Below are 19121 nucleotides of genomic sequence, written 5' to 3' on the forward strand. Positions count from 1 at the left end.
CTCAGCCCTTCCGCCGCCGCGGCGCCGGCTGCTGCTGGGTGATGCAATGAATGTTGCCGCCGCCAAGCAGGATTTCGCGCGCCGGGACCGGCAGCAGCTTGCGGTCGGGAAAGAGCGCCGCCAGTTGCGCCGCCGCCTCGCCATCGCGCGGATCGCCGAAGGCCGGCATCACGACAACGCCGTTGGCGATGTAGAAATTGATGTAGGAGGCGGCCAGCCGCGTGCCGGCGCGGCGCGGCAGGGTGCCCTCGACGACATCGACGCCGCCGCTCTCTTCTTGCGATATCGTCAGCGGCGCGGGCTGATGGATGCGGTGGATCTCGAAGCGCCGGCCTTTCGCGTCGGTGGCCGCCTCGAGACGCGCCAGGGCGTCGCGCGAAATCGCATATTGCGGGTCGGCCTCGTCATCGGTCCAGGTCAGGGCCACGACGCCGGGACGGATGAAACAGCAGAGATTGTCGACATGGCCGCTGGTCTCGTCGTTGAAGACGCCGGCGCCGAGCCAGACCGTCTTTTCGATGCCGACATAGTCGGCCAGCGCGCTTTCGATGTCGGCGCGCGAAAGGCCAGGATTGCGGTTGGGATTGAGCAGGCATTCCTCGGTGGTGATCAGCGTGCCCTCGCCATCGACATGGATCGAGCCGCCTTCGAGCACGATGGGCGCACGATAGCGGTCGGTGCCCTCGATCTCGGCCACCTTGGCGGCGACCAGATCGTCCTGGTCCCAGGGGAAGTAGAGGCCGCCATCGAGACCGCCCCAGGCATTGAAGATCCAGTCGACCGCGCGGACCGCGCCGCCCTCATCGACGACAAAGGTCGGGCCGCAGTCGCGCATCCAGGAATCGTTGTTCGACATTTCGACGACGCGAACATGCGGCGGCAGCATGGCGCGGGCATTGGCGAACTGGCGCGGCGAGGCGCCGACCGTGACCGGCTCGCCCTGGGCGATGGCCGCGGCCACGGCAACGAAGGCCTGTTGCGCCGGCTTGGCGCCGAGGCGCCAGTTGTCGGGCCGTTCGGGCCAGAGCATCCATGTGCCAGCATGGGGTTCGAATTCGCCGGGCATGCGAAAGCCGTCCGCCCGGGGCGTTGTGGTCAGCAATCGCACCATCGCATTCTCCAGGAAAGGCATGGACGGCGGCGCGCTGTCCGCCGTCCATCCGGTCAGCCTTGCGTTCCGCCGCGGCCCGCGAGACGGATCAGAATTTCGCCGATCACCAGCGTAACGGCAACGCCGATCACGATCGAGATCGCATAGGTCGGATCGAATTCGCCCGGCGTGTAGATGAAGAAGACGATCGCCTGAACGATGAAGGCAAGGCAGAGCCCGACAAAGATCAGCGCCCCGCCCTTGCCGCCCGGCACCCGATAGGGGCGCGGCCGGTCCGCATCGATGCTGCGCAGCTTCAGGAAGGCCATGAACATGGCCAGATAGGGCAGCAGGAAGACGATCGAGGAGAAGGCGAAGAGCGTCCAGAAGAGGTCCTCGGCATCGGCGGCCAGGAAGCCGTAGATGACGATCACCAGCGTGGTGACGACACCGGTCACGATGGCCGCATTGGCCGGCGTCCGGTGTTCGGGATGCAGGCGCGCGAACATCGAGGGCAGATTGCCATCGAGCGCGGCTTCCGCCGCCGAACGGTTGGCGCCCATCGTCCATGTGACCATGTTGGCGAGGAAGGAATAGAGCGCCATCAGACCCAGCAGGATGACGAAGGTACCGGCGATGCCGCCTTCGCCCAGCAGCACACGCAGCGTGTCGATGATGCCGCTGACCAGATTGATGTCATCGAGCGGCAGCGCGATCAGGATGCCGATGGTGGCGAAGAGGTAGAAGGCGGCGATCAGGATGCCGGAAACGGCGATGGTGATCGGCACGTCGCGCGCCGGATTCTTCATCTCGGCGCTGGCACCCGACATCAGTTCGAAGCCCATGAAGTTGTAGACAATGACCGGCAGGAAGGCCAGCGTCACCCCCCAACTCGGGGTCATGCTGGACAGGGTCAGTTCGTTGGCGACGCCGTGATTGCCCGCATAGACGAAGCCGCCGATGCCGATGACCAGCATGATGGCGACCTTGAAGACGGCGCCGAGATTGGGCACCCATTTGCCGACATCGAGGCGGACGATGTTGATCCAGACCGTCAGCCAGGTCAGGGCGACCGCAATCGCGATCTGCGTCCAGAGGCCGAGATCGGGCATGAAGAGCGCGGCGAAGATGCCGGCGAAGAGAATGAAGACCGATGGCTGCCAGAGCGCCACATTGATCCACCAGAGCCATGCCGTGCGGCCGCCCCAGCGCGCGCCATAGGCGCGCCGGACCCAGGCATAGATGCCGCCCTGATCGGGATAGGCACTACCCAGTTCGGCCGTGATCAGGCCATAGGGCACAAAGAAGAAGATCATCGTGAAAATCCACCAGAAGACGGCCTGCGGGCCGATGGCGGCGGATGCCGCCAGCTGGTCGATCACGAGAATGGCGCAGACCGTGAACAGCGTCAGGTCCATGCCGCGCAGGACTTTCTTGTAGCCGCGTGGATTCGCGGCCGCAGAGGTATCGGTCATCTGTTTTCTCCCCGCTTGAGTAAAATCAGCTACTCACGGCAAGAGACGCGCCGCGCCGTCACGCAAGGTCACATGAAATCCGACAGAAAATCCTCAGCGATGCCCCGGTGGCGCGCCAGCAACGCTTCGGACGGCCGTTTCAGGCGTGGATAGACGAACCAGACCAGCAGCGCCTTTTCAGTGTGCAGGCGGTTTTCCGACTGATCGAGGATGATCGATTGCGGGCCGTCCATGACCTCGTCGGTCGCCTCGACGCCGCGCGAAGCCGGCAGGCAATGCATGAAGCGCGCGTTCGCGGGCGCCTTTGCCATCAGTTCCGCATTGACCTGGAACTTCGGCATGAAGGCGGCACGGCGCTCAGGCACCTCGTCCTCCTGTCCGATCCACCACCAGAGATCGGTGTAGACGAAGTCGGCATCGGCGACGGCCGCCGCGGGATCGTCGGTGAAGGAAATCGTGGCGCCCGACTCTGCGCAAGCCTCGCGCACCATCGCGCGGTGCGCCTCGGACACCTGATATTTTTCAGGTGCGGCCTGGGTGAAGGCGATACCCAGGCGGGCACAGATGAACATCAGCGACACACAGACATTGGTCGCGTCACCGACAAAGACCAGTTTCAGCTCCTCAAGCTTCTTCCCCTTCGCCGCATGCTCGGTCATTGTGAAGACGTCGCAGAGCACCTGGGTCGGATGGTTGAAATCGGTCAGGCCGTTGATGACCGGGACGGTCGCGTATTTCGCCAAGTCGAGTACCGTCTGATGCTTCAGGGTGCGCGCCTCGATGACATCGACCATGCGCGACACGACGCGTGCGGTATCGGCGATCGACTCGCGGGCTCCAAGATGGATTTCGCCGGGGCGCAGATAGAGCGCATGGCCACCCAGCTTGGTCATGGCCACCTCGAAGGAGACGCGGGTACGGGTCGACGGCTCCTCGAAGATCATGCCCAGCGAGGCGCCATGCAACAGACGCGGACAGGCGCCGTCCTTGTCGGCCCGCTTCAGCATGGCCGTCAATTCCATCATCCGGAGGAGTTCCTCCTTCGGAAAATCAAGAACATGAACGAAATGACGCAACATTCGGCAGTCCTCTTGTTTCGGCTATCTTCAGGCCGGATGATCGGGCAGGACGCAAATGTGTATTCGACCTAATGATTAGACGCCCCTCCCTCTTCCGCTTCAATAGCGGCCCATGTAACAAATTGAAGCATGGCCGTGGCGACGGCAGATCGCCGCCGCTCGTGCCTCTCTGCAAGAATGGAATGTCCGGAGTTTCCGCATGACCGAAATCACCGTTGCCGCCACGCAAATGGCCTGTGGCACCGATCGCGACGCGAATATCGCCCGTGCCGAGAAGCTCGTTCGGGCGGCAGCCGAAAAGGGCGCGCAGGTGATCCTGCTGCAGGAACTTTTCGAGACACCCTATTTCTGCAAGGACACCGAACCGGACCTGATGCATCTGGCCATGCCGGCCGCCGACAATCCCGCAGTGCACCATTTTCGCGCCCTGTCGGCGCAATACAAGGCTGTCATCCCGATCTCGATCTATGAGCGCGCCAACAACGCCCAGTACAATTCGCTGGTGATGATCGACCGCGGCGAGATTCTCGGCATCTACCGCAAGGCGCATATTCCCGACGGTCCGGGCTATCGCGAGAAATATTATTTCAGCCCCGGCGATACCGGCTTTCATGTCTGGAACACCAGCGCCGGCCGCGTGGGTGCAGCGATCTGCTGGGACCAGTGGTTTCCCGAAACGGCGCGCATCCTGGCCATCAAGGGCGCCGACGTGATCCTCTACCCGACCGCCATCGGCTCGGAGCCGCATGACGAGACGATCCATTCGCGCGACCACTGGCAGCGCACCATGCAGGGACATTCGGCCGCCAACCTCGTGCCGGTCGTCGCCTCCAACCGCGTCGGCCGCGAAGAGGGAAAGAGCTGCGCCATCACCTTCTACGGCTCGTCCTTCATCACCGATGCGACCGGGGCCAAGGTGGCCGAGGCCGACGAACGGGAGGAGGCCATTCTGACCCATACGATCGACATCGAGAAGAACCGCCGGCAGCGCGTCAACTGGGGCGTGTTCCGCGACCGCCGCGTCGATCTCTATGCGGATATTCTGACGCTGGATGGGACACCGCGACGCTAGGGGGCGGTATTACTGCGCCGCGTAGCCACCATCGACGGCCAGCGCGTGGCCGGTGATGAAGCTGGCGGCCGGCGATGCGAGCCAGATCGCGGCCTCAGCCGCCTCCCGCGGGACATCAATACCCCCCGTTCCATGGCCATCGACGTCGCGATGCACGGCGTCCGCCCGGTCCGTGGATGCTTCGCCAGAAATTGCCGTCCGTTCCATCATGCGCTCAATGAGCCCCTCGTCCATCGAACCCGGTCAGCTACCCGAACGGGCAGGTTGAAATTTGCGGAGTACCGAATTCGCCTCCGATATAGACGCAATTTGCAGGCAAGTAACAATCACGCATTTGCGTCCGGCGGGACGGACGATAGGCTTTGCACAACTGACCAATTGTCATCACTGGCAATCGGCAAAACCCGCCGCAGCGCAATGGACGGCGGGAACAGGGAGAAACAGCATGAAGATCAGCAAGACATCGTGTCTCGTCCTTACACTGACATTCTCGGCGCTGATGGCGGGCGCCGCGGGCGCCGACCCGGCCCGCCTCGGGGCGGAGCTGACGCCGATGGGTGCCGAGCGCGCCGGCAATGCGGCGGGCACGATTCCCGCATGGACCGGCGGCATCGCGACGCCGCCCGATGGCTATGTGGCCGGCCAGAAGCATGCCGATCCGTTTGCCGGCGAGGCCGTGCTCTATGCGGTCGACGCCTCCAACATGGATCAGCATGCCGCCCATCTGACCGAAGGCCAGAAAGCGATGATGCGGGCTCATGGGAGCTACAGGCTCAACGTCTATCCGACGCGGCGCAGTTGCGCCTATCCGCAAGCGGTCTATGACGCGGTCAAGCACAATGCCGAGCATGCGCGGCTGGTCGCCGACGGCAACAGCGTCGAGGGCGCACGGATGGCGTCGCCCTTCCCCATTCCGACCGAAGCCAAGCATGTCATCTGGAATCACATTCTCGGCTATCGCGGCCACAAGAGCACAATGCAGGTGGCGGCCGCGGCACCGACCAGCGGCGGCAGCTACACGCTGGTCCAGAGTTCCGACCGGCGCATCGTCAACTATACCGATCCGGCGCTGGGCGATATCGGCGAACTCAACAACGTCGAATCGAAGTGGATCCGCGTCAACACCGCGCCGGCGCAGCAGGCCGGCAGCGCCTTCCTGTTTCACAACACAATCAACCAGAAGGTTCAGGAACGCTTCGGCTGGATCTACAGCCCGCAGAACCGGCGCGTCGTCGCGGCAGCACGCAGCGCCTATGACGCACCCATTCCGGGCACGGAGAACCTGCGTTTCAGCGACATGCAGTTCATGTATAACGGCGCGCCCGATCTCTATGACTGGACGCTTGAGGGCAAGCGCGAAATCCTGACGCCCTACAATACCTACAAGCTCAGTTCCGGCGATTTCAGCTATGCCGAGATCCTGCAGCCGGGCCATCTCAACCCGGAAGCGGTGCGGTATGAGTTGCATCGGGTCTGGGTGGTCGACGGCCGCCTGAAGGAGGGTCAACGTCACCAGTTCCACCGGCGGACGCTTTATGTCGACGAAGACACATGGATGATCGTTCAGACCGATCTCTACGGCGCCGACGGACAGATCGCGCGGGCGCAGGAAGCCTATGTGCAGAACTATTACGAAGTGCCGTTCTGCGCGATGGATGCCGAGATCGCCTATGATTTCGCCAGCGGACGCTACCATGTGCAGCAGCTCAAGGCGCAGGAGCCGGCGCCCAATTATCACGCAGAGGATCTGAAGGACGACGACTTCACGCCGGCCGCGCTGCGGCGGCTCGTCGTGCGCTAGAGTCGTTGTTGCGGGGCGTTTCCGGACGGCGAACCGGCTTCCACATCACCTGGAAGCGCTTCAGGGCGCATCGCCGGGACCGGGCGCCGGCCTGATCGTGCGGAAGCCGAGATGGGAGGTGGCGAGGTCCAGCTCCTGCGGCTGCCGCGCGCCGGGGCGGTAGCGCATGCAGTAGTTCGGGGCGCAGAGCCAGGAGCCGCCCTTGATGACATGCGCATCGGCGCGGCCTTCCCAGGCGTCGTCGGTCCATTCCCAGAGATTGCCGATCATATCGTAGAGACCGAGTGCGTTGGGTTCGAAGCAGCCGACCGGCGCGATACCGACGAAGCCGTCCTCGGCCGTGTTGACGACCGGGAAGAGTCCCTGCCAGGTGTTGGCTTCCGTCGGGCGCTCATGTGCGGGCGGCGCATCGGGATCGGCGGCGCGGGCGGCCCATTCCCATTCGGCTTCGCTGGGCAGGCGGTGGCCCTTCCAGCTTGCATAGGCACGCGCATCCTCGAGTGCGATGGCGGTGACCGGGAAATCGTCGCGGTTCTCGATCGAAGTGCCGGGGCCGCCGGGATGGCGCCAGTTGGCGCCCGGCACGTATTGCCACCATTGCGAAATGTCGCCCATGCCGTCGACATCGTTGGGCATGATGAAGACGACCGCGCCGGGCTTCCGCATGTCGGGCGGCAGATGCGGATGGAGGGCGGGATCGACCGGGCGTTCGGCCACCGTCACATGGCCGGTGGCGGCGACAAAGGCCGCGAAGTCGCGATTGGTGACTTCGGTGCGGTCCATCCAGAAGCCTTCGACCGACACGTCGCGGAAGGACCGCTCCTCGGGATAGACCGTGTCGCCCATTGCGAAGCGCCCGGGCGGCACCCAGACCATGCCGCCGGGACCGGCATCGGCTTCCGCCGGGAGGCAACGCGACGGCGCGGCGCCTGCCATGCGCGCGGCGTTCGAGCCGCCGAAATGCCAGAGCGCGGCGGCCGCCAGCAGCAGCGCCAGTGCGGCGCCCGATGCGATCAGGAGGGTGCGCTTTCCGCTCATCATCCGCCTTGCTCCGACCGGCAGGACGGCCTCAGTCGGCCATTTTAACGGCGAAAGGCGCCGCCGGCGCCTTGGCCGCCGGCCGCCGCCGCTTTGCGGCGAAAGGGCGCGGCTCCAGCTCCTCGTCCAGGAAGTCGCGGATCAGCGGGATCACCTCGCTGGCACGCGAGACCAGAAACAGATGCCCGCCCGACACGACTTCGAGACGCGCACCGGGAATCAACCGGGCCAGAAAGCGGCCATTGATCAGCGGCACGATCTGGTCGTTGTCGCCAGCCAGCACCAGGGTCGGCTGCTTCAGGAAGGGCAGGAAGGGAACGCTGGTCCAGCCGATGCCGGCCAGCAACTGGTAGAAATAGCCGCGCATGGTCGGCGCGCGCAGACGGCTCGAATGATCGGGGGCCTCGGCGGCCTCGTCGCCATAGAGCATCTCGAAATGCTTCATCAGATAGTCGGGATCCAGGTAGCGGCGCGGATGGGCCAGCTTCATCAGCGCCTTGGGATTGCCCGGTACCATGAAGGAGCCGGCCGAGGTGGCGCAGAGGATCAGACGGTGGACGCGCGAGCCGTATTGAAAGGCGAATTGCTGGGCCATCGCCCCGCCCCAGGAGACGCCCATCACGTCGACTTCGCCGTAACCCAGTTCGTCGAGAATGGCGGCCGCCATGCGGGCCAGATTCCAGGGACGGTAGGGAATGCCGGCCGCGGCCGAACCGCCGACGCCGGGCGCGTCGAAGGCGATGATGTCGCGATCGGTCAGCGCTTCGGCCAGCGGCGCGATCAGTTCGATATTGGCGCCGATACCGTTGAAGAAGAGAAGCGGCCGGGCCGCCGGCCCGCTCCTGGGGTCGCGATGCCAGACCGCCGTCCGGAGGATGTTCGATCCCGCTCTCACGTCGCGGTAACGGGGCTGTTTTTCTGTCATCACGGCTCCGGCTGGGGGGCTCGCGCCCGCTGCCCGCACCACCGGGCGACTCAACAATGAACATTCATTCTAGTACAAACAATGAATGCCTAGCCCAATACATAGGTACCGGGCGCCGCTTCCATAGGCTTGTATTTGCGATTTCCGAGTTTTTTCGGCGCCGGAATCGTCTCGCCCGAGCGTTCGCCCAGCCATTCTGACCAGCGTTCCCACCAGGAGCCCATGACTTCCGAGGCGCCGGCCGCCCATTCGTCGGCGGTGTCCGGCAAATTATCGTTAACGAAGTATTTGGCTTTCGGGTTGCCGGGCGGATTGAGGATGGCCTGAATGTGGCCGCTGTTCGACAGCACGAATTCCTTTTTGCCGCCGAGCATCCGTGTCGTGCGGTAGCAGGCTTTCCAGGGTGTGATGTGATCGGTCACGCCGCCGACGATGAAGGCGTCGATGTCGACCTTCCCGAGATCGATCGGGTGCCCCAGAATTTCCTCCTTGCCCGGATTGGCGAAGGGCTGCGTCTCGTAGAGCGACAGATAGTCCGAATGCAGCGCGGCGGTCAGATTGGTCGAGTCATTGTTCCAGAAGAGCACGTCGAAGGCCGGCGGCTTCTGGCCATGGAGATAATTGTTGACGACATAGTTCCAGATCAGATCGTTGGGGCGGAGCCAGGCGAAGACGCGCGACAGATCGGAACCCGCCAGCACGCCCTTCTTGGCCGATCGCTTGCGCGCCATCTCGATGCCGCGTTTCGTGACCAGCACGCCGACATCGCTGTCTTCCATGCGCGGATCGAGGACACAGACCCAGAAGGTGACCGAGCCGACGCGCTTGTCGCCATTGGCGGTCAGGTGGCTCAGCAATGTCGCCGTGGTGATGCCGCCCGAGCAGCCGCCCGAGATATTGAGCTTTTCGGAACCGGTGATCGAACAGACAACGCCGATCACATCGACCAGGGCTGCCACATAATCGGCCAGACCCCAGTCGCGATGCTCCGGACCCGGATTGCGCCAGCTGACGACAAAAACCTGATAGCCCTGGCGCACCAGATATTGCGACATGCTCTTTTCGGGCGTCAGGTCGAGCACGTAATACTTGTTGATCTGGGGCGGCACGAAGAGCAACGGCATCGCATGAACCGTTTCGGTCTTCGGCGTGTATTGCAGCAATTCGAGCATTTCGGTGCGGTAGACAACCGCGCCTTCGGTCGTCGCCAGATTGCCGCCGACCTTGAAGGGCGTCTTGTCCACCTGGGAGGGCATGCCATGATTGTTGCGCAGATCGTCGATGGCGTTGCGGAAACCCTGAACCAGCGACGTCCCGCCGGTATCGAGCGCGAGCTTCACGGCGGAGGGATTGCCGACCAGCGTATTGGTCGGCGCGACCGCATCGATCATGATGTCGGCGACCAGCATGGCGCGGCCATGTTCGATCGGGTCGAGGTCGAGGGAGCGGATGAAGCCGTGGACTTCGGTCTGGAAAGCAAGCCAGCCCTGCATCAGGCGGCGATAGACCGGACTTTTCTGCCAGGCCTGATCGACGAAGCGGCGATCCTTGGGCTGGGGCGCGAACTTGTCCTCGCCGCTCACAATGTCGACGACGTTGCGGCCAAACGAACCGATATGCTGCATGACGGTGAAAGGCTGGCGCGCCGCGCCACCGACAATCGAGCCGATCGCCGAAAGCACGTCCTCGCGGCTGATGCCCACAATCGGGCTCAGGACGTTCGGCGTTTCGGCCGCTTCCTCGCCGATACCCGCACCAATATCGTCGCGACGCTTCGACATGCGTCTTCCTCCCCGTTAGACGTTTCTGTCCTGCCCGCCTTCCCTCCCCGGAAGGCCGCATACCGGGCAGGCATTCCCGTTGCGCATGCGCAACAGGGATATATGATGCGCCGCCGAAGAGGGCGCGGCAAGGGCTTCATGGCGGCCTACCATTGCCAAAACTGGCGGATTTCGTACCCTCCGGCCTGACAAACGGGGGCAAATGGCGCGTATTGCCATACGCGTGAGGTGCAAGGCAGAGGCGCGATGTGAGCGATCGTCCGAAAATCATTCTTCACATCGGCGCCGGCAAGACCGGCAGTTCGGCCATCCAGAGCTTTCTCGAGCTCAATGTCGAAGCCCTGCGCCGGGAAGGCATCCTGGTGCCGGCCAACGATCTCGAAATGTCCGGACGTTCATATGGCAATCACGTTCGCCTGTTCCGCGAGTGGAACGATGAACCGGATGCGGGCCGCAAGGCGCTCGAGTCAGCGGTTGCCAAACTGATGGCGCAGGCCGGCGATGCCTCGGCAATCCTGATCAGCGCCGAGAATCTGGCCGCCTATGCCGCCGGGCCGGGGTTGTTCGAAGGTCTGGCGAAGAGTCACGAGATCGAAGTGATCCTGTATATCCGGCGACAGGATGAATTCATTCTCTCCGCCTGGCAGCAATGGAACGCCAAGGTCCAGGACGATTTTCTGGCGTGGCTGCTCATGGTCACCGGAACGCTTGGCAACTGGCATGTCTATCTGACGAACTGGGAAAAAGTCGTTCCGCGCAAGAATATCAGGGTCCGGATATTCGACCGGACACAACTCAAGGGCGGCGACGTGATCGCCGATTTCTACGACCAGCTCGGACTGAGCGTGCCATTCGATTCATTCGCCTATCCGGAGAAGGACGCCAATCCGAGCTTTCCCGAGTCGATCATGGAAATGGTCAAGGGTAACAGACGCATTTTCAGAGACGCCCATGACAACCGCTTCCAGGAATTCGTGCACGACGTCACCAATGACAGATATGTAAAGGACAGCAAGGAATCCCTGCTCACGGCGGCGCAAAGGCGGGCGATCGTCGCGCGGTATGCAGCCGGCAATCGCCGGGTGCAGAAGGTCTATTTCGGGAACAGCAAGGAGGGGCTGTTCAGGCCCATCCGGGACGACGCGTATTTCCTTCCCGATCCGAAGACGATGCTGCGACAGCAACTGGGATTCCTCGTTGCCATCGTCTTCGGCATCTATCGCTGGCGACGCGAGCGCCGACGAAAACCAAAGAGACAATCCTGACTCATATCCCGGACATCCTGATGCGCCAGAAGATCTTCGTTCATATCGGTCCGCACAAGACCGGCACGTCCTCGTTACAGCGCTTTCTCTACGCCAATCACCAGGCTCTATTGAAGCTTGGCGTCTGCTATCCGACCGGACATCTGGGCGGATACCGCGCGCAGCATCGCATCGCCTTTTCCATTCGGAAAAAGGCTGATCCAGACGACCGGCAGGTGCCATCTTTCGATGCCGAAATCACACCGATCCTTGATGAGATCAAATCCTCCGGTGCCGACACCGCAATCATTTCAAGCGAGGCCTTTTTTTCTGCCGACGAGGCGGCAATCCGATTCTTGTACGACCGGCTTGCCGATTTTTCGGCAGTCATCGTATTTTATGTGCGTCGGCAGGACGAAGGATATGTATCGACGTACACGCAGCGATCGAAGAGCCCACGCAACCGTTATACCCAGCCGATTTCTTATCATCTCGACCACCCGACCAGCATGAGCCGTGAGCTCGACATCTACCAACATGCATCCAACTGGGCTCGAGTCTTCGGCAAGGAAAGAATGTTGGCGCGGCTTTACAATCGAAAGACCGGTGTTCCGACGGACTTCCTACGCTGCGTCGACGAGCGGCGCGGAAATCGCCCTGCGCTTGCCCCGATGATGGATCGGTTCAAGGTGAGCAAGGATATTAACAAGAGTCCCTCGCTTGAGGCCACCGAGCTGGCGCGTCTCTTCAAATCTCAATGCGATGATCCCGAGACCAGACTGGTCGCTCTTGAGTTGCTACAGAAACAGTTCGAGAATGGCCGCTCCGCGGCAAAACTACTGTCGACCACTGATCGCCGAATCATTCTCGAGTTCTTCCGACCATCCAACGAGAAGCTGTTTCGCGAGTATTTATCTTGCGAGAATAAATTTGCACCAGAACTGCTGCTTACTGGTGAGGAAGCTGGCCGTGAGTCGTTCACTATCGAGGATGCTACGCAGATCATCGTCGAACTGATAAAGGGGCAGCATACGGGCTTTGCCAACGCGGTGGCAGCGCGGTGGCAGCGAGAGCGGCGACAAAAATTGAAGTGAGTCCTCTAGCTAGTGCTCCTTTACTTCCTTAAGCATCAAAACATCATCGCACAGATCGGTACATACAATATCGGCATATACTTTTGCGGCTCGTGCTCGACAGCAAACATCAATCTGCACTGCAACGCCGACATCGCCAATTCGTCCGGCCACCCCTCCAAACGCAACGCTATCGCTATGCAATGGCGGGGCTGACCTTTTCCGAGGCTCACCGCTCCATCGCATTGCGTCCTCGGGCAGATCCGGCTCAGATAGCTTGAAGGACTCTATTTCCAGCGGAGTGGCGGGTAGGACTCAAATTATTCTTTCTTGCGAGGATGCGAATGCAGCCATATCCCATCGGAGCGCCGAAATGGCGAAGGCCTTCCACGCCAGACATTCGCCACGACGTTCTGATCCTACCCTATTTTCGTGCATGGATCGGGGGCCCGGATCACGACGCAATTCCAGAACATGGGCGCATCATGCGACATGGAAAGGTACACGACAGATTCCCGAATGACCTGCCTCCGGTTCTGCCCTCACGGCTCAAGGGCAGCTATCTGTACGGCGGTCCGCTTAAAGTCCATTTTGGGCACGTTATAGTCGACAGCATCATCCGCCTATGGGCGTTTGATAGAGAGCGACACAAAGGTGTTGTCTTTGCATTTTTTCCACGCCCTACTGATACAGTTCCGAACTGGTTCTTCGATATTGTTTCGCTGTTCGGGGTAGAACGAGATGACGTTTATATCGTCCGTGAACCGACTGTTGTGGAAAACTTGGAGTTTTTCGAACCCGGTAGCCGACTTGGAACCGCGCCACACCCTTGGTATCTGCACTATCTAGAAGGCCTTCCAATCGTTAAAATCCATAACACGCCAAAGGACATATATTTTGGACGAACGCATATCCTCCACAGAGGGGGGATGCTCGGCGAAAGATATTTCGGTCAACTCCTAGAGGAATCTGGTTTTCAGTACGTGAAGCCGGAACTTCACGACATTCACACACAAGTTTCTATGATTGAGAACGCGGACCGCATTGTCTTCGCGGAAGGTAGCAGCATTTACAGCGCTGAATTATTAGCCAGAACGAATGCTCGTGTTTTCATGATCCCCCGAAGAAAAATTGGAGAGAGAGTGTTTGCGCCAACGCTACGCCCTCGCGGTTCGTTTGCGGTTTTGGGGAATCCAGAATCTCTCGTTGGAGAAGCGAACAGACATGGTCTGATTCGGGCCAACGGTCCAAGCTACACAACGGATCCCGAAGCATTACATACTGATATGAGGCGGCATGATTTGATCGAGGATCGACCGTTTTCGAACTCAGCGTTCAAGGATGCCGAACAAATTGATTTTTGGAACTATTACAAGAGCCGCAATAGAATTTATGCTGCACTAAATGCCGGGAGATTAAGTGCCTTGTTGCCAATTTTCTGGAAGAGAATCCAGCGAAGAAAGGCGAACTGATTCGTTCCCGTTCAGCCGCGGCGCGCACCGATGTCGAGCTGGCCGGCGAGTCCCGCCTCACGATGCATCTCGATAGCCTTGTACGCGTGCGACTCGGTCATGCCGCGAAAGGCTGCGAGGGACGGATATTCGATCAGCACCATTCTGTCCCACATTTCCTCGACCTCGCCGACCAGTATGCCGTCGATCCGTCCGAACCAGACGAACTTGCCGCCCAGTGCCGCGATCAGCTTCGCCACTTCGAGACCATAACGCATATAGGCCTCTTCGCCGGTCAGATGTGCGTCGCGGCCGTCGGGGTAGATGGCGTTGGGACGAAACTTCAGCAGATTGAGCAGGGCGACCGGTCCGTCATCCGCCGTGCCGGCTTTCGCGAAGAACTTCTCCACCTGTGATGCGGGCGGCCACAATCCGTTCAGTACCTTCATTCACCGATTTCCATCTGTCCGCTGTTGCGGCGGATTGACCATCACGCCCGCCCGCCATATATTGGCAATTAGCATGTCAATATATGGCCTGTCCATGCGTCCGTTCGAGCCGACATGGACAAATTTGCGCAATCATGTGCGCGCGCAGCAGGCTGGATGCGGCAGGGCGCCAGTGACATCATGCGGAGCTCTGCCACGCGCGATGCCGAAAAGGACAGAAAATGACCGGGACCACGCAGGATTTCATCGTCAACCGCGCCGACCTCTCCAGAACAAAATGGGTAAGCGGACCGGCGCCGGACGATATCGCGCTCGACAAGGGCCAGATATTGGCCGAGATCGAGAAATTCGCCTTTACGGCCAACAACATCACCTATGCGGTGGCCGGCGACATGTTGAACTACTGGTCGTTTTTCCCGGCAGAGGCCGGCTGGGGCCGGATTCCGGTCTGGGGCTATGCGACCGTCGTGCGGTCGCGATCGAGCGAGATTGCGGAGGGTGAAAGACTTTACGGTTATTTCCCGATGTCTTCCCATCTTGTCATGCAGCCGGAAAAGGTGACGCCGGGTTCCTTTCTCGACCTCTACAAACAGCGGCGCGAATTGCACCCCGTCTACAATACCTATACGCGGCTGAAATCCGACAAGGCATCGCCTCCGGCGCTGGATGATTTGCGCCCGATCCTCAATCCGCTCTACACGACCTCGTTCCTGATCGACGACTGGCTGGCCGACAATGAATTCTTCGGCGCAACGCAAGCCGTGTTGCTGAGCGCCTCGTCGAAAACCGGGTTCGGACTCGCGTTCGGGCTTTCGCAGCGACGGCCACAGGGGCCGACGGTGGTCGGCCTGACGTCACCGGGCAATGTCGAATTCGTCAAAAGTCTCGGTTGCTACGATACCGTCCTTTCCTATGACAAGATCGCCACGCTCGATGCCGGACAGCCGACGCTGGTGGTCGACTTCGCCGGTGATGGCGACGTGCTGGCGGCCGTGCATCGCCATTTCGGCGACAAGCTGGTCGAGAGTACTCAGGTCGGGCTGTCACATTGGGATGCGCCGCGGCCGCCTTCGGGCCTGCCCGGTGCCAAGCCGCATCTGTTCTTCGCCCCGGACCAGGCGCGCAAGCGCATGGAAGAATGGGGCAAGGACGGCTTCGACGCGAAGCTCGGCGAGAGCTGGCGCGCCTTCGCTGCCAAGGCGGCGACATGGGTATCGATCGAACACGGCAAGGGCCCGGATGCCATCTCGAGGGTCTATGCCGAAATGCTGGCCGGACGCATCAATCCAGCGGCTGGCAACATTCTCTCGCTCTGAAAGAGCACCACAAGGACAGGTACCGAAAATGACGCTGGAAACACCATTATTGCTGAGCGGCGCACCGGGCTCACCCTATACGCGCAAGATGCTCGCGGTATTGCGCTACCGTCATATTCCCTATCGGTTCCTGTTGAGCGGACACAATGTCCCTGCCAACCTGCCTGCTCCGAAGGTTGCGTTGCTGCCGACATTCTACCTGAAGGAAAATGGCGGATCCTATGTCGCGGCGGTCGATTCGACGCCGTTGATCCGCCGTTTCGAAGAGGCTTTCGATGGCCGCAATGTCGTCCCTGCCGATCCCGTCATCGAGTTCATCGACTATCTCCTTGAAGACTACGCCGACGAATGGCTGACCAAGGCCATGTTCCACTATCGCTGGCACTACAAGGCCGACATCGAGCGGGCGGCAACGATCCTGCCGCTATGGCGCGACATCACAGCATCGAAGGATGCGCACAAGAAAATGAGCGAGATGTTCTCGCAACGACAGATTTCGCGGCTTTATGTTGTCGGCTCCAATGAGACGACCGCTCCCGTGATCGAGGCCAGCTATCAACGCTTCCTCGATGCGATGACGGCGCATCTCGAAGCACAGCCCTTTCTCATGGGCGGCCGGCCCGGCGGTAGCGATTTCGGTGTATTCGGTCAGTTGACACAGCTTACGCATTTCGATCCGACACCGATGACCGAAACGCTTGCGCGCGCACCTCGCGTTTTCGCCTGGGTCGACATCATGGAAGACCTGTCAGGTCTCGAGCCGTTGGAGAATGGCTGGATGCAGCGCGACGCCATTCCCGAGACAATCCGCGGGCTTCTCGGCGAAGTCGGACGCGTCTATGCGCCCGCCCTTATTGCCAATGCAAAGGCGCTTGCCGCCGGCGCCGATACTGTCGAAACCGAAATCGACGGCAAGCGCTGGACACAGCAGCCCTTCCCCTATCAGGGAAAATGCCTGCAATGGCTGCGCGAGAAGCGCGAAGGTCTCACGCCGTCCGACCGCAAGCGCGTGGATGACGTTCTGGCAGGAACCGGCGTCGAGGCCCTGTTCCGCTAGCGGGATGCCGATGCCGCAAGTGCGGCGACCGTTCGTTCCATGGTGCGCCTGGCCTGCGCGACCGTCAGCCCCTGATCGTCGCGCAGGCGCCGCCAGAATTCGAAGCTCATCGCCGCGTCGAACGCATCAAGCAGCGTGCGATCCGTGGTCAGCGCGGCGGGAAGCGCAGTACGCAGAATTGTACGGAAGGCGTCATTCATCCAGCGCCGATCGTCACGCAGAAATGGCGAGGTGTGCGCATGCACATCGGCCGAAATGCGCAAGGGCATGATCTTCTCGAAAAGTCGCGCACGGCGCGCGACAAGCTGTTCCAGCAGATCGGGTGCGTCAGCCGGCGGAAGCTGCTCCGCGACCATCGGCGCCAGTTCGATCCGCATCAGTGCTGCAATCTCGCGATAAAGCGTCTCCATATCGTCGAAATGGCGGAAGACGCTGCGCAACCCCACGTCCGCACGCGCGGCGACATCTTCGGCGCGCGGCGCAACGTGGCCCTCGCGAATCAGGTCACGCATTGCCTCCACGATACGAAGCCGGCTGGCCTCGCTGCGAAGACGCCGGCCATCCTTGGATTTGGGTTTTGCCTTGGCAGGGGACATACGGGCCTTCGGGGGAATCGTGCGTAATCCGGGAACGATTTGAGCCCCTTATCATTCCAAAGGGCGACGATAAAAGCCACAAGCTGAGACAGGTTTTGTGTCGAAAAGCGGTGACAAACGATCAGTTATACGGTTAATTGTCCGGCACGGGGTACGTCAACGATCATCCGGCTCGTACTGCCTGCGATATGGTGGGTCTGCCGGGCGGCCAAGAAACAGAAGCCATCGAGGCTCTGTCTTGCCACCTTCGAAAAGGGTGATCTCCGTCGATAAGGCCCCGGCCCCATGTATATCCCCTTTTCGCTCCCCGCCCGGCGGACGCCGCAGCGACTCCTGATGGCGCTTGCCCTGCTGACAGGGCTGACGCTGTGGATGTCGCCGCCTGCCGATGCCGGGTACTATCCGCCAGCCCATTCGGATGCGGCCTATTTTCACGACTCGCTCGCGCCCTATGGAACATGGACCCACCATGGCAGTTATGGCGCCGTCTGGTATCCGCATGGCGTCGCGCATGGCTGGCGGCCCTACACACAGGGCCGCTGGGTCTGGGACGACAGCTATGGCTGGACCTGGGCATCGGCCTTTGCCTGGGGCTGGGCGCCGTTCCATTACGGCAACTGGGTCTGGGATGCCGCCTTCGGATGGATCTGGGTGCCCGGCAGAACATGGGCACCCGCATGGGTGACGTGGCGCTACAGCGACAGCTATATCGGCTGGGCGCCGATCGGCTATGGCGTCAACTGGTGGTCCTACAATCCGGGCTGGAATTACGGCGGGTGGAACTATGTCCACCGCCATCATTTCGGTGCGCCGGTCATTCACCGTCACGTCATCGTCGTCAAGCAATACCAAACGATCTATCACAATACCCGGCACTGGGCCCCACCGCGTAACGCACACAACCGCATTGCCCATCGCGGCTTCGATCGCGGCTTTGTCGAGCGCGGCAGCCGCTACAAGGTCGATCGTGTCAACGCCCGCCCCGAGCATTGGCAACGAAACGACCATCGGAGCGGCTCATCCGGCCGGAACGAATGGCGCGACACCAGACGTGACGGCCCCATCGGCCGCGTGCCGGAACGTCGTATCGAGGGCCGAAGCGATCGACAGCATGACCCACGGTGGAACGAACGACCGAGCGGGACGCGCGAATTCCGGCCGGAGGCCCGTCAGCCGGACCGTCAGCGGCAGCTACTGGAGCAACAACGCCGGCTGCAGCAAACGCAACAATCGCGATCGCGGCAGGTGCTGGAACAGCAACGTCAGATTCAGGAGCGACAGCGCCCACCATCGCAAGCGCTGCAGCAACAGCGTCAACGGTATGTGCAGGAGCAGCCGCGTGTGCCAAGAACGCACCCACAGCAGCGGCCGTCGCAGCTGGTGCTGCAACAGCAGCGTCAGAGACAGACGGTAGAACAGCAGCGGTCGCAGCAAACGCACGGGCAACAGCGCCAGCTCCAGATCCAGCAACGACAGCGGCAAACGCCACCGCCACAACGCCAGATACGGGCGGAACGCCAGATACCATCGCAGGCTCAGGCTCCGCAACGTCAGGTCCAGGCACAGCGCGCGCCGGCGGTGCAACGCCAACAACCGCAGCGCCGTGAACAGCGCGTCGAGCGCCGCGAGGCCGACTATAACGGGGGTCGCGATGTCGGCCGAAGCTGGCGCTGA

The 19121-nt window shown here is 61.5% G+C and carries 17 protein-coding genes; 8 read left to right on the forward strand and 9 right to left on the reverse strand.

Annotation, left to right across the window (positions count from 1 at the left end; genetic code table 11):
- Window position 1: 1 nt before the first annotated feature.
- The 3 genes from aguA to ptcA form a co-directional block, all read right to left on the reverse strand.
- Complete coding sequence (aguA, locus tag AAC071_RS02305; RefSeq protein ID WP_339829543.1) at window positions 2–1111, reverse strand: agmatine deiminase; 1110 nt, start codon at window positions 1109–1111, stop codon at window positions 2–4.
- Window positions 1112–1164: 53 nt separating this feature from the next.
- Window positions 1165–2565 carry an APC family permease gene (locus AAC071_RS02310; RefSeq protein ID WP_339829545.1) on the reverse strand — a complete coding sequence of 467 codons (1401 nt, stop codon included), beginning with the start codon at window positions 2563–2565 and terminating at the stop codon, window positions 1165–1167.
- A gap of 68 nt (window positions 2566–2633) precedes the next feature.
- The gene (gene ptcA / locus AAC071_RS02315) at window positions 2634–3644 is read right to left on the reverse strand and encodes a putrescine carbamoyltransferase (RefSeq protein WP_339829547.1); all 1011 of its coding nucleotides are present in this window, start codon (window positions 3642–3644) and stop codon (window positions 2634–2636) included.
- Between the two features lie 199 nt (window positions 3645–3843).
- Here ptcA and aguB point away from each other — a divergent pair, with 199 nt between their 5' ends.
- Window positions 3844–4716: an N-carbamoylputrescine amidase gene (aguB, locus tag AAC071_RS02320; protein WP_339829549.1), complete on the forward strand. Its 873-nt coding sequence runs from the start codon at window positions 3844–3846 to the stop codon at window positions 4714–4716.
- 9 nt (window positions 4717–4725) lie between these two features.
- Here aguB and AAC071_RS02325 read toward each other — a convergent pair whose 3' ends face one another.
- Complete coding sequence (locus tag AAC071_RS02325; protein WP_339829552.1) at window positions 4726–4950, reverse strand: SDR family oxidoreductase; 225 nt, start codon at window positions 4948–4950, stop codon at window positions 4726–4728.
- A gap of 211 nt (window positions 4951–5161) precedes the next feature.
- Between AAC071_RS02325 and AAC071_RS02330 the strand changes: the two genes are divergently transcribed.
- A complete protein-coding gene (locus AAC071_RS02330) occupies window positions 5162–6517 on the forward strand; it encodes a DUF1329 domain-containing protein (protein ID WP_339829554.1) in 1356 nt (451 codons plus the stop codon).
- A 60-nt stretch (window positions 6518–6577) separates the two neighbouring features.
- Here AAC071_RS02330 and AAC071_RS02335 read toward each other — a convergent pair whose 3' ends face one another.
- The 3 genes from AAC071_RS02335 to AAC071_RS02345 form a co-directional block, all read right to left on the reverse strand.
- The gene (locus AAC071_RS02335; RefSeq protein WP_339829556.1) at window positions 6578–7555 is read right to left on the reverse strand and encodes an SUMF1/EgtB/PvdO family nonheme iron enzyme; all 978 of its coding nucleotides are present in this window, start codon (window positions 7553–7555) and stop codon (window positions 6578–6580) included.
- A 31-nt stretch (window positions 7556–7586) separates the two neighbouring features.
- Window positions 7587–8480 (reverse strand): poly(3-hydroxyalkanoate) depolymerase, encoded by an 894-nt coding sequence (gene phaZ, locus AAC071_RS02340; protein WP_339829559.1) that lies wholly within the window; start codon window positions 8478–8480, stop codon window positions 7587–7589.
- An 89-nt stretch (window positions 8481–8569) separates the two neighbouring features.
- On the reverse strand, window positions 8570–10261 hold the full coding sequence (locus AAC071_RS02345) for an alpha/beta fold hydrolase (RefSeq protein ID WP_339829561.1): 1692 nt from the start codon (window positions 10259–10261) through the stop codon (window positions 8570–8572).
- Window positions 10262–10509: 248 nt separating this feature from the next.
- Here AAC071_RS02345 and AAC071_RS02350 point away from each other — a divergent pair, with 248 nt between their 5' ends.
- The 3 genes from AAC071_RS02350 (at window position 10510) to AAC071_RS02360 (ending at window position 14050) form a co-directional block, all read left to right on the forward strand.
- Window positions 10510–11526 carry a hypothetical protein gene (locus AAC071_RS02350; protein ID WP_339829563.1) on the forward strand — a complete coding sequence of 339 codons (1017 nt, stop codon included), beginning with the start codon at window positions 10510–10512 and terminating at the stop codon, window positions 11524–11526.
- 20 nt (window positions 11527–11546) lie between these two features.
- On the forward strand, window positions 11547–12599 hold the full coding sequence (locus AAC071_RS02355) for a hypothetical protein (RefSeq protein WP_339829565.1): 1053 nt from the start codon (window positions 11547–11549) through the stop codon (window positions 12597–12599).
- A gap of 464 nt (window positions 12600–13063) precedes the next feature.
- Window positions 13064–14050 (forward strand): hypothetical protein, encoded by a 987-nt coding sequence (locus AAC071_RS02360; protein WP_339829567.1) that lies wholly within the window; start codon window positions 13064–13066, stop codon window positions 14048–14050.
- A gap of 11 nt (window positions 14051–14061) precedes the next feature.
- Here the strand turns inward: AAC071_RS02360 and AAC071_RS02365 are convergent, their stop codons facing one another.
- Complete coding sequence (locus AAC071_RS02365; protein ID WP_339829568.1) at window positions 14062–14478, reverse strand: DUF1330 domain-containing protein; 417 nt, start codon at window positions 14476–14478, stop codon at window positions 14062–14064.
- Window positions 14479–14699: 221 nt separating this feature from the next.
- Between AAC071_RS02365 and AAC071_RS02370 the strand changes: the two genes are divergently transcribed.
- Together AAC071_RS02370 and AAC071_RS02375 are read left to right on the forward strand one after the other, a co-directional pair.
- On the forward strand, window positions 14700–15794 hold the full coding sequence (locus AAC071_RS02370) for a DUF2855 family protein (RefSeq protein ID WP_339829569.1): 1095 nt from the start codon (window positions 14700–14702) through the stop codon (window positions 15792–15794).
- 28 nt (window positions 15795–15822) lie between these two features.
- Window positions 15823–16851, forward strand: a complete 1029-nt coding sequence (locus tag AAC071_RS02375; protein WP_339829571.1) for a glutathione S-transferase N-terminal domain-containing protein — start codon at window positions 15823–15825, stop codon at window positions 16849–16851.
- Here the strand turns inward: AAC071_RS02375 and AAC071_RS02380 are convergent.
- The gene (locus AAC071_RS02380; protein WP_339829573.1) at window positions 16848–17447 is read right to left on the reverse strand and encodes a hypothetical protein; all 600 of its coding nucleotides are present in this window, start codon (window positions 17445–17447) and stop codon (window positions 16848–16850) included. The two genes, AAC071_RS02375 and AAC071_RS02380, sit on opposite strands and share 4 nt — an antisense overlap.
- A gap of 336 nt (window positions 17448–17783) precedes the next feature.
- Here AAC071_RS02380 and AAC071_RS02385 point away from each other — a divergent pair, with 336 nt between their 5' ends.
- On the forward strand, window positions 17784–19121 hold the full coding sequence (locus AAC071_RS02385; RefSeq protein ID WP_339829575.1) for a DUF6600 domain-containing protein: 1338 nt from the start codon (window positions 17784–17786) through the stop codon (window positions 19119–19121).

Origin of the sequence: uncultured Parvibaculum sp., assembly GCF_963975745.1 — a bacterium.
Taxonomy (GTDB): Bacteria; Pseudomonadota; Alphaproteobacteria; order Parvibaculales; family Parvibaculaceae; genus Parvibaculum.

Coding starts and splice junctions, on each gene's coding strand:
- aguA (WP_339829543.1), bottom strand. CDS start 1,111: ATGGTGCGATTGCTGACCACAACGCCCCGGGCGGACGGCTTTCGCATG.
- AAC071_RS02310 (WP_339829545.1), bottom strand. CDS start 2,565: ATGACCGATACCTCTGCGGCCGCGAATCCACGCGGCTACAAGAAAGTC.
- ptcA (WP_339829547.1), bottom strand. CDS start 3,644: ATGTTGCGTCATTTCGTTCATGTTCTTGATTTTCCGAAGGAGGAACTC.
- aguB (WP_339829549.1), top strand. CDS start 3,844: ATGACCGAAATCACCGTTGCCGCCACGCAAATGGCCTGTGGCACCGAT.
- AAC071_RS02325 (WP_339829552.1), bottom strand. CDS start 4,950: ATGGACGAGGGGCTCATTGAGCGCATGATGGAACGGACGGCAATTTCT.
- AAC071_RS02330 (WP_339829554.1), top strand. CDS start 5,162: ATGAAGATCAGCAAGACATCGTGTCTCGTCCTTACACTGACATTCTCG.
- AAC071_RS02335 (WP_339829556.1), bottom strand. CDS start 7,555: ATGAGCGGAAAGCGCACCCTCCTGATCGCATCGGGCGCCGCACTGGCG.
- phaZ (WP_339829559.1), bottom strand. CDS start 8,480: ATGACAGAAAAACAGCCCCGTTACCGCGACGTGAGAGCGGGATCGAAC.
- AAC071_RS02345 (WP_339829561.1), bottom strand. CDS start 10,261: ATGTCGAAGCGTCGCGACGATATTGGTGCGGGTATCGGCGAGGAAGCG.
- AAC071_RS02355 (WP_339829565.1), top strand. CDS start 11,547: ATGCGCCAGAAGATCTTCGTTCATATCGGTCCGCACAAGACCGGCACG.
- AAC071_RS02360 (WP_339829567.1), top strand. CDS start 13,064: ATGCGACATGGAAAGGTACACGACAGATTCCCGAATGACCTGCCTCCG.
- AAC071_RS02365 (WP_339829568.1), bottom strand. CDS start 14,478: ATGAAGGTACTGAACGGATTGTGGCCGCCCGCATCACAGGTGGAGAAG.
- AAC071_RS02370 (WP_339829569.1), top strand. CDS start 14,700: ATGACCGGGACCACGCAGGATTTCATCGTCAACCGCGCCGACCTCTCC.
- AAC071_RS02375 (WP_339829571.1), top strand. CDS start 15,823: ATGACGCTGGAAACACCATTATTGCTGAGCGGCGCACCGGGCTCACCC.
- AAC071_RS02380 (WP_339829573.1), bottom strand. CDS start 17,447: ATGTCCCCTGCCAAGGCAAAACCCAAATCCAAGGATGGCCGGCGTCTT.
- AAC071_RS02385 (WP_339829575.1), top strand. CDS start 17,784: ATGGCGCTTGCCCTGCTGACAGGGCTGACGCTGTGGATGTCGCCGCCT.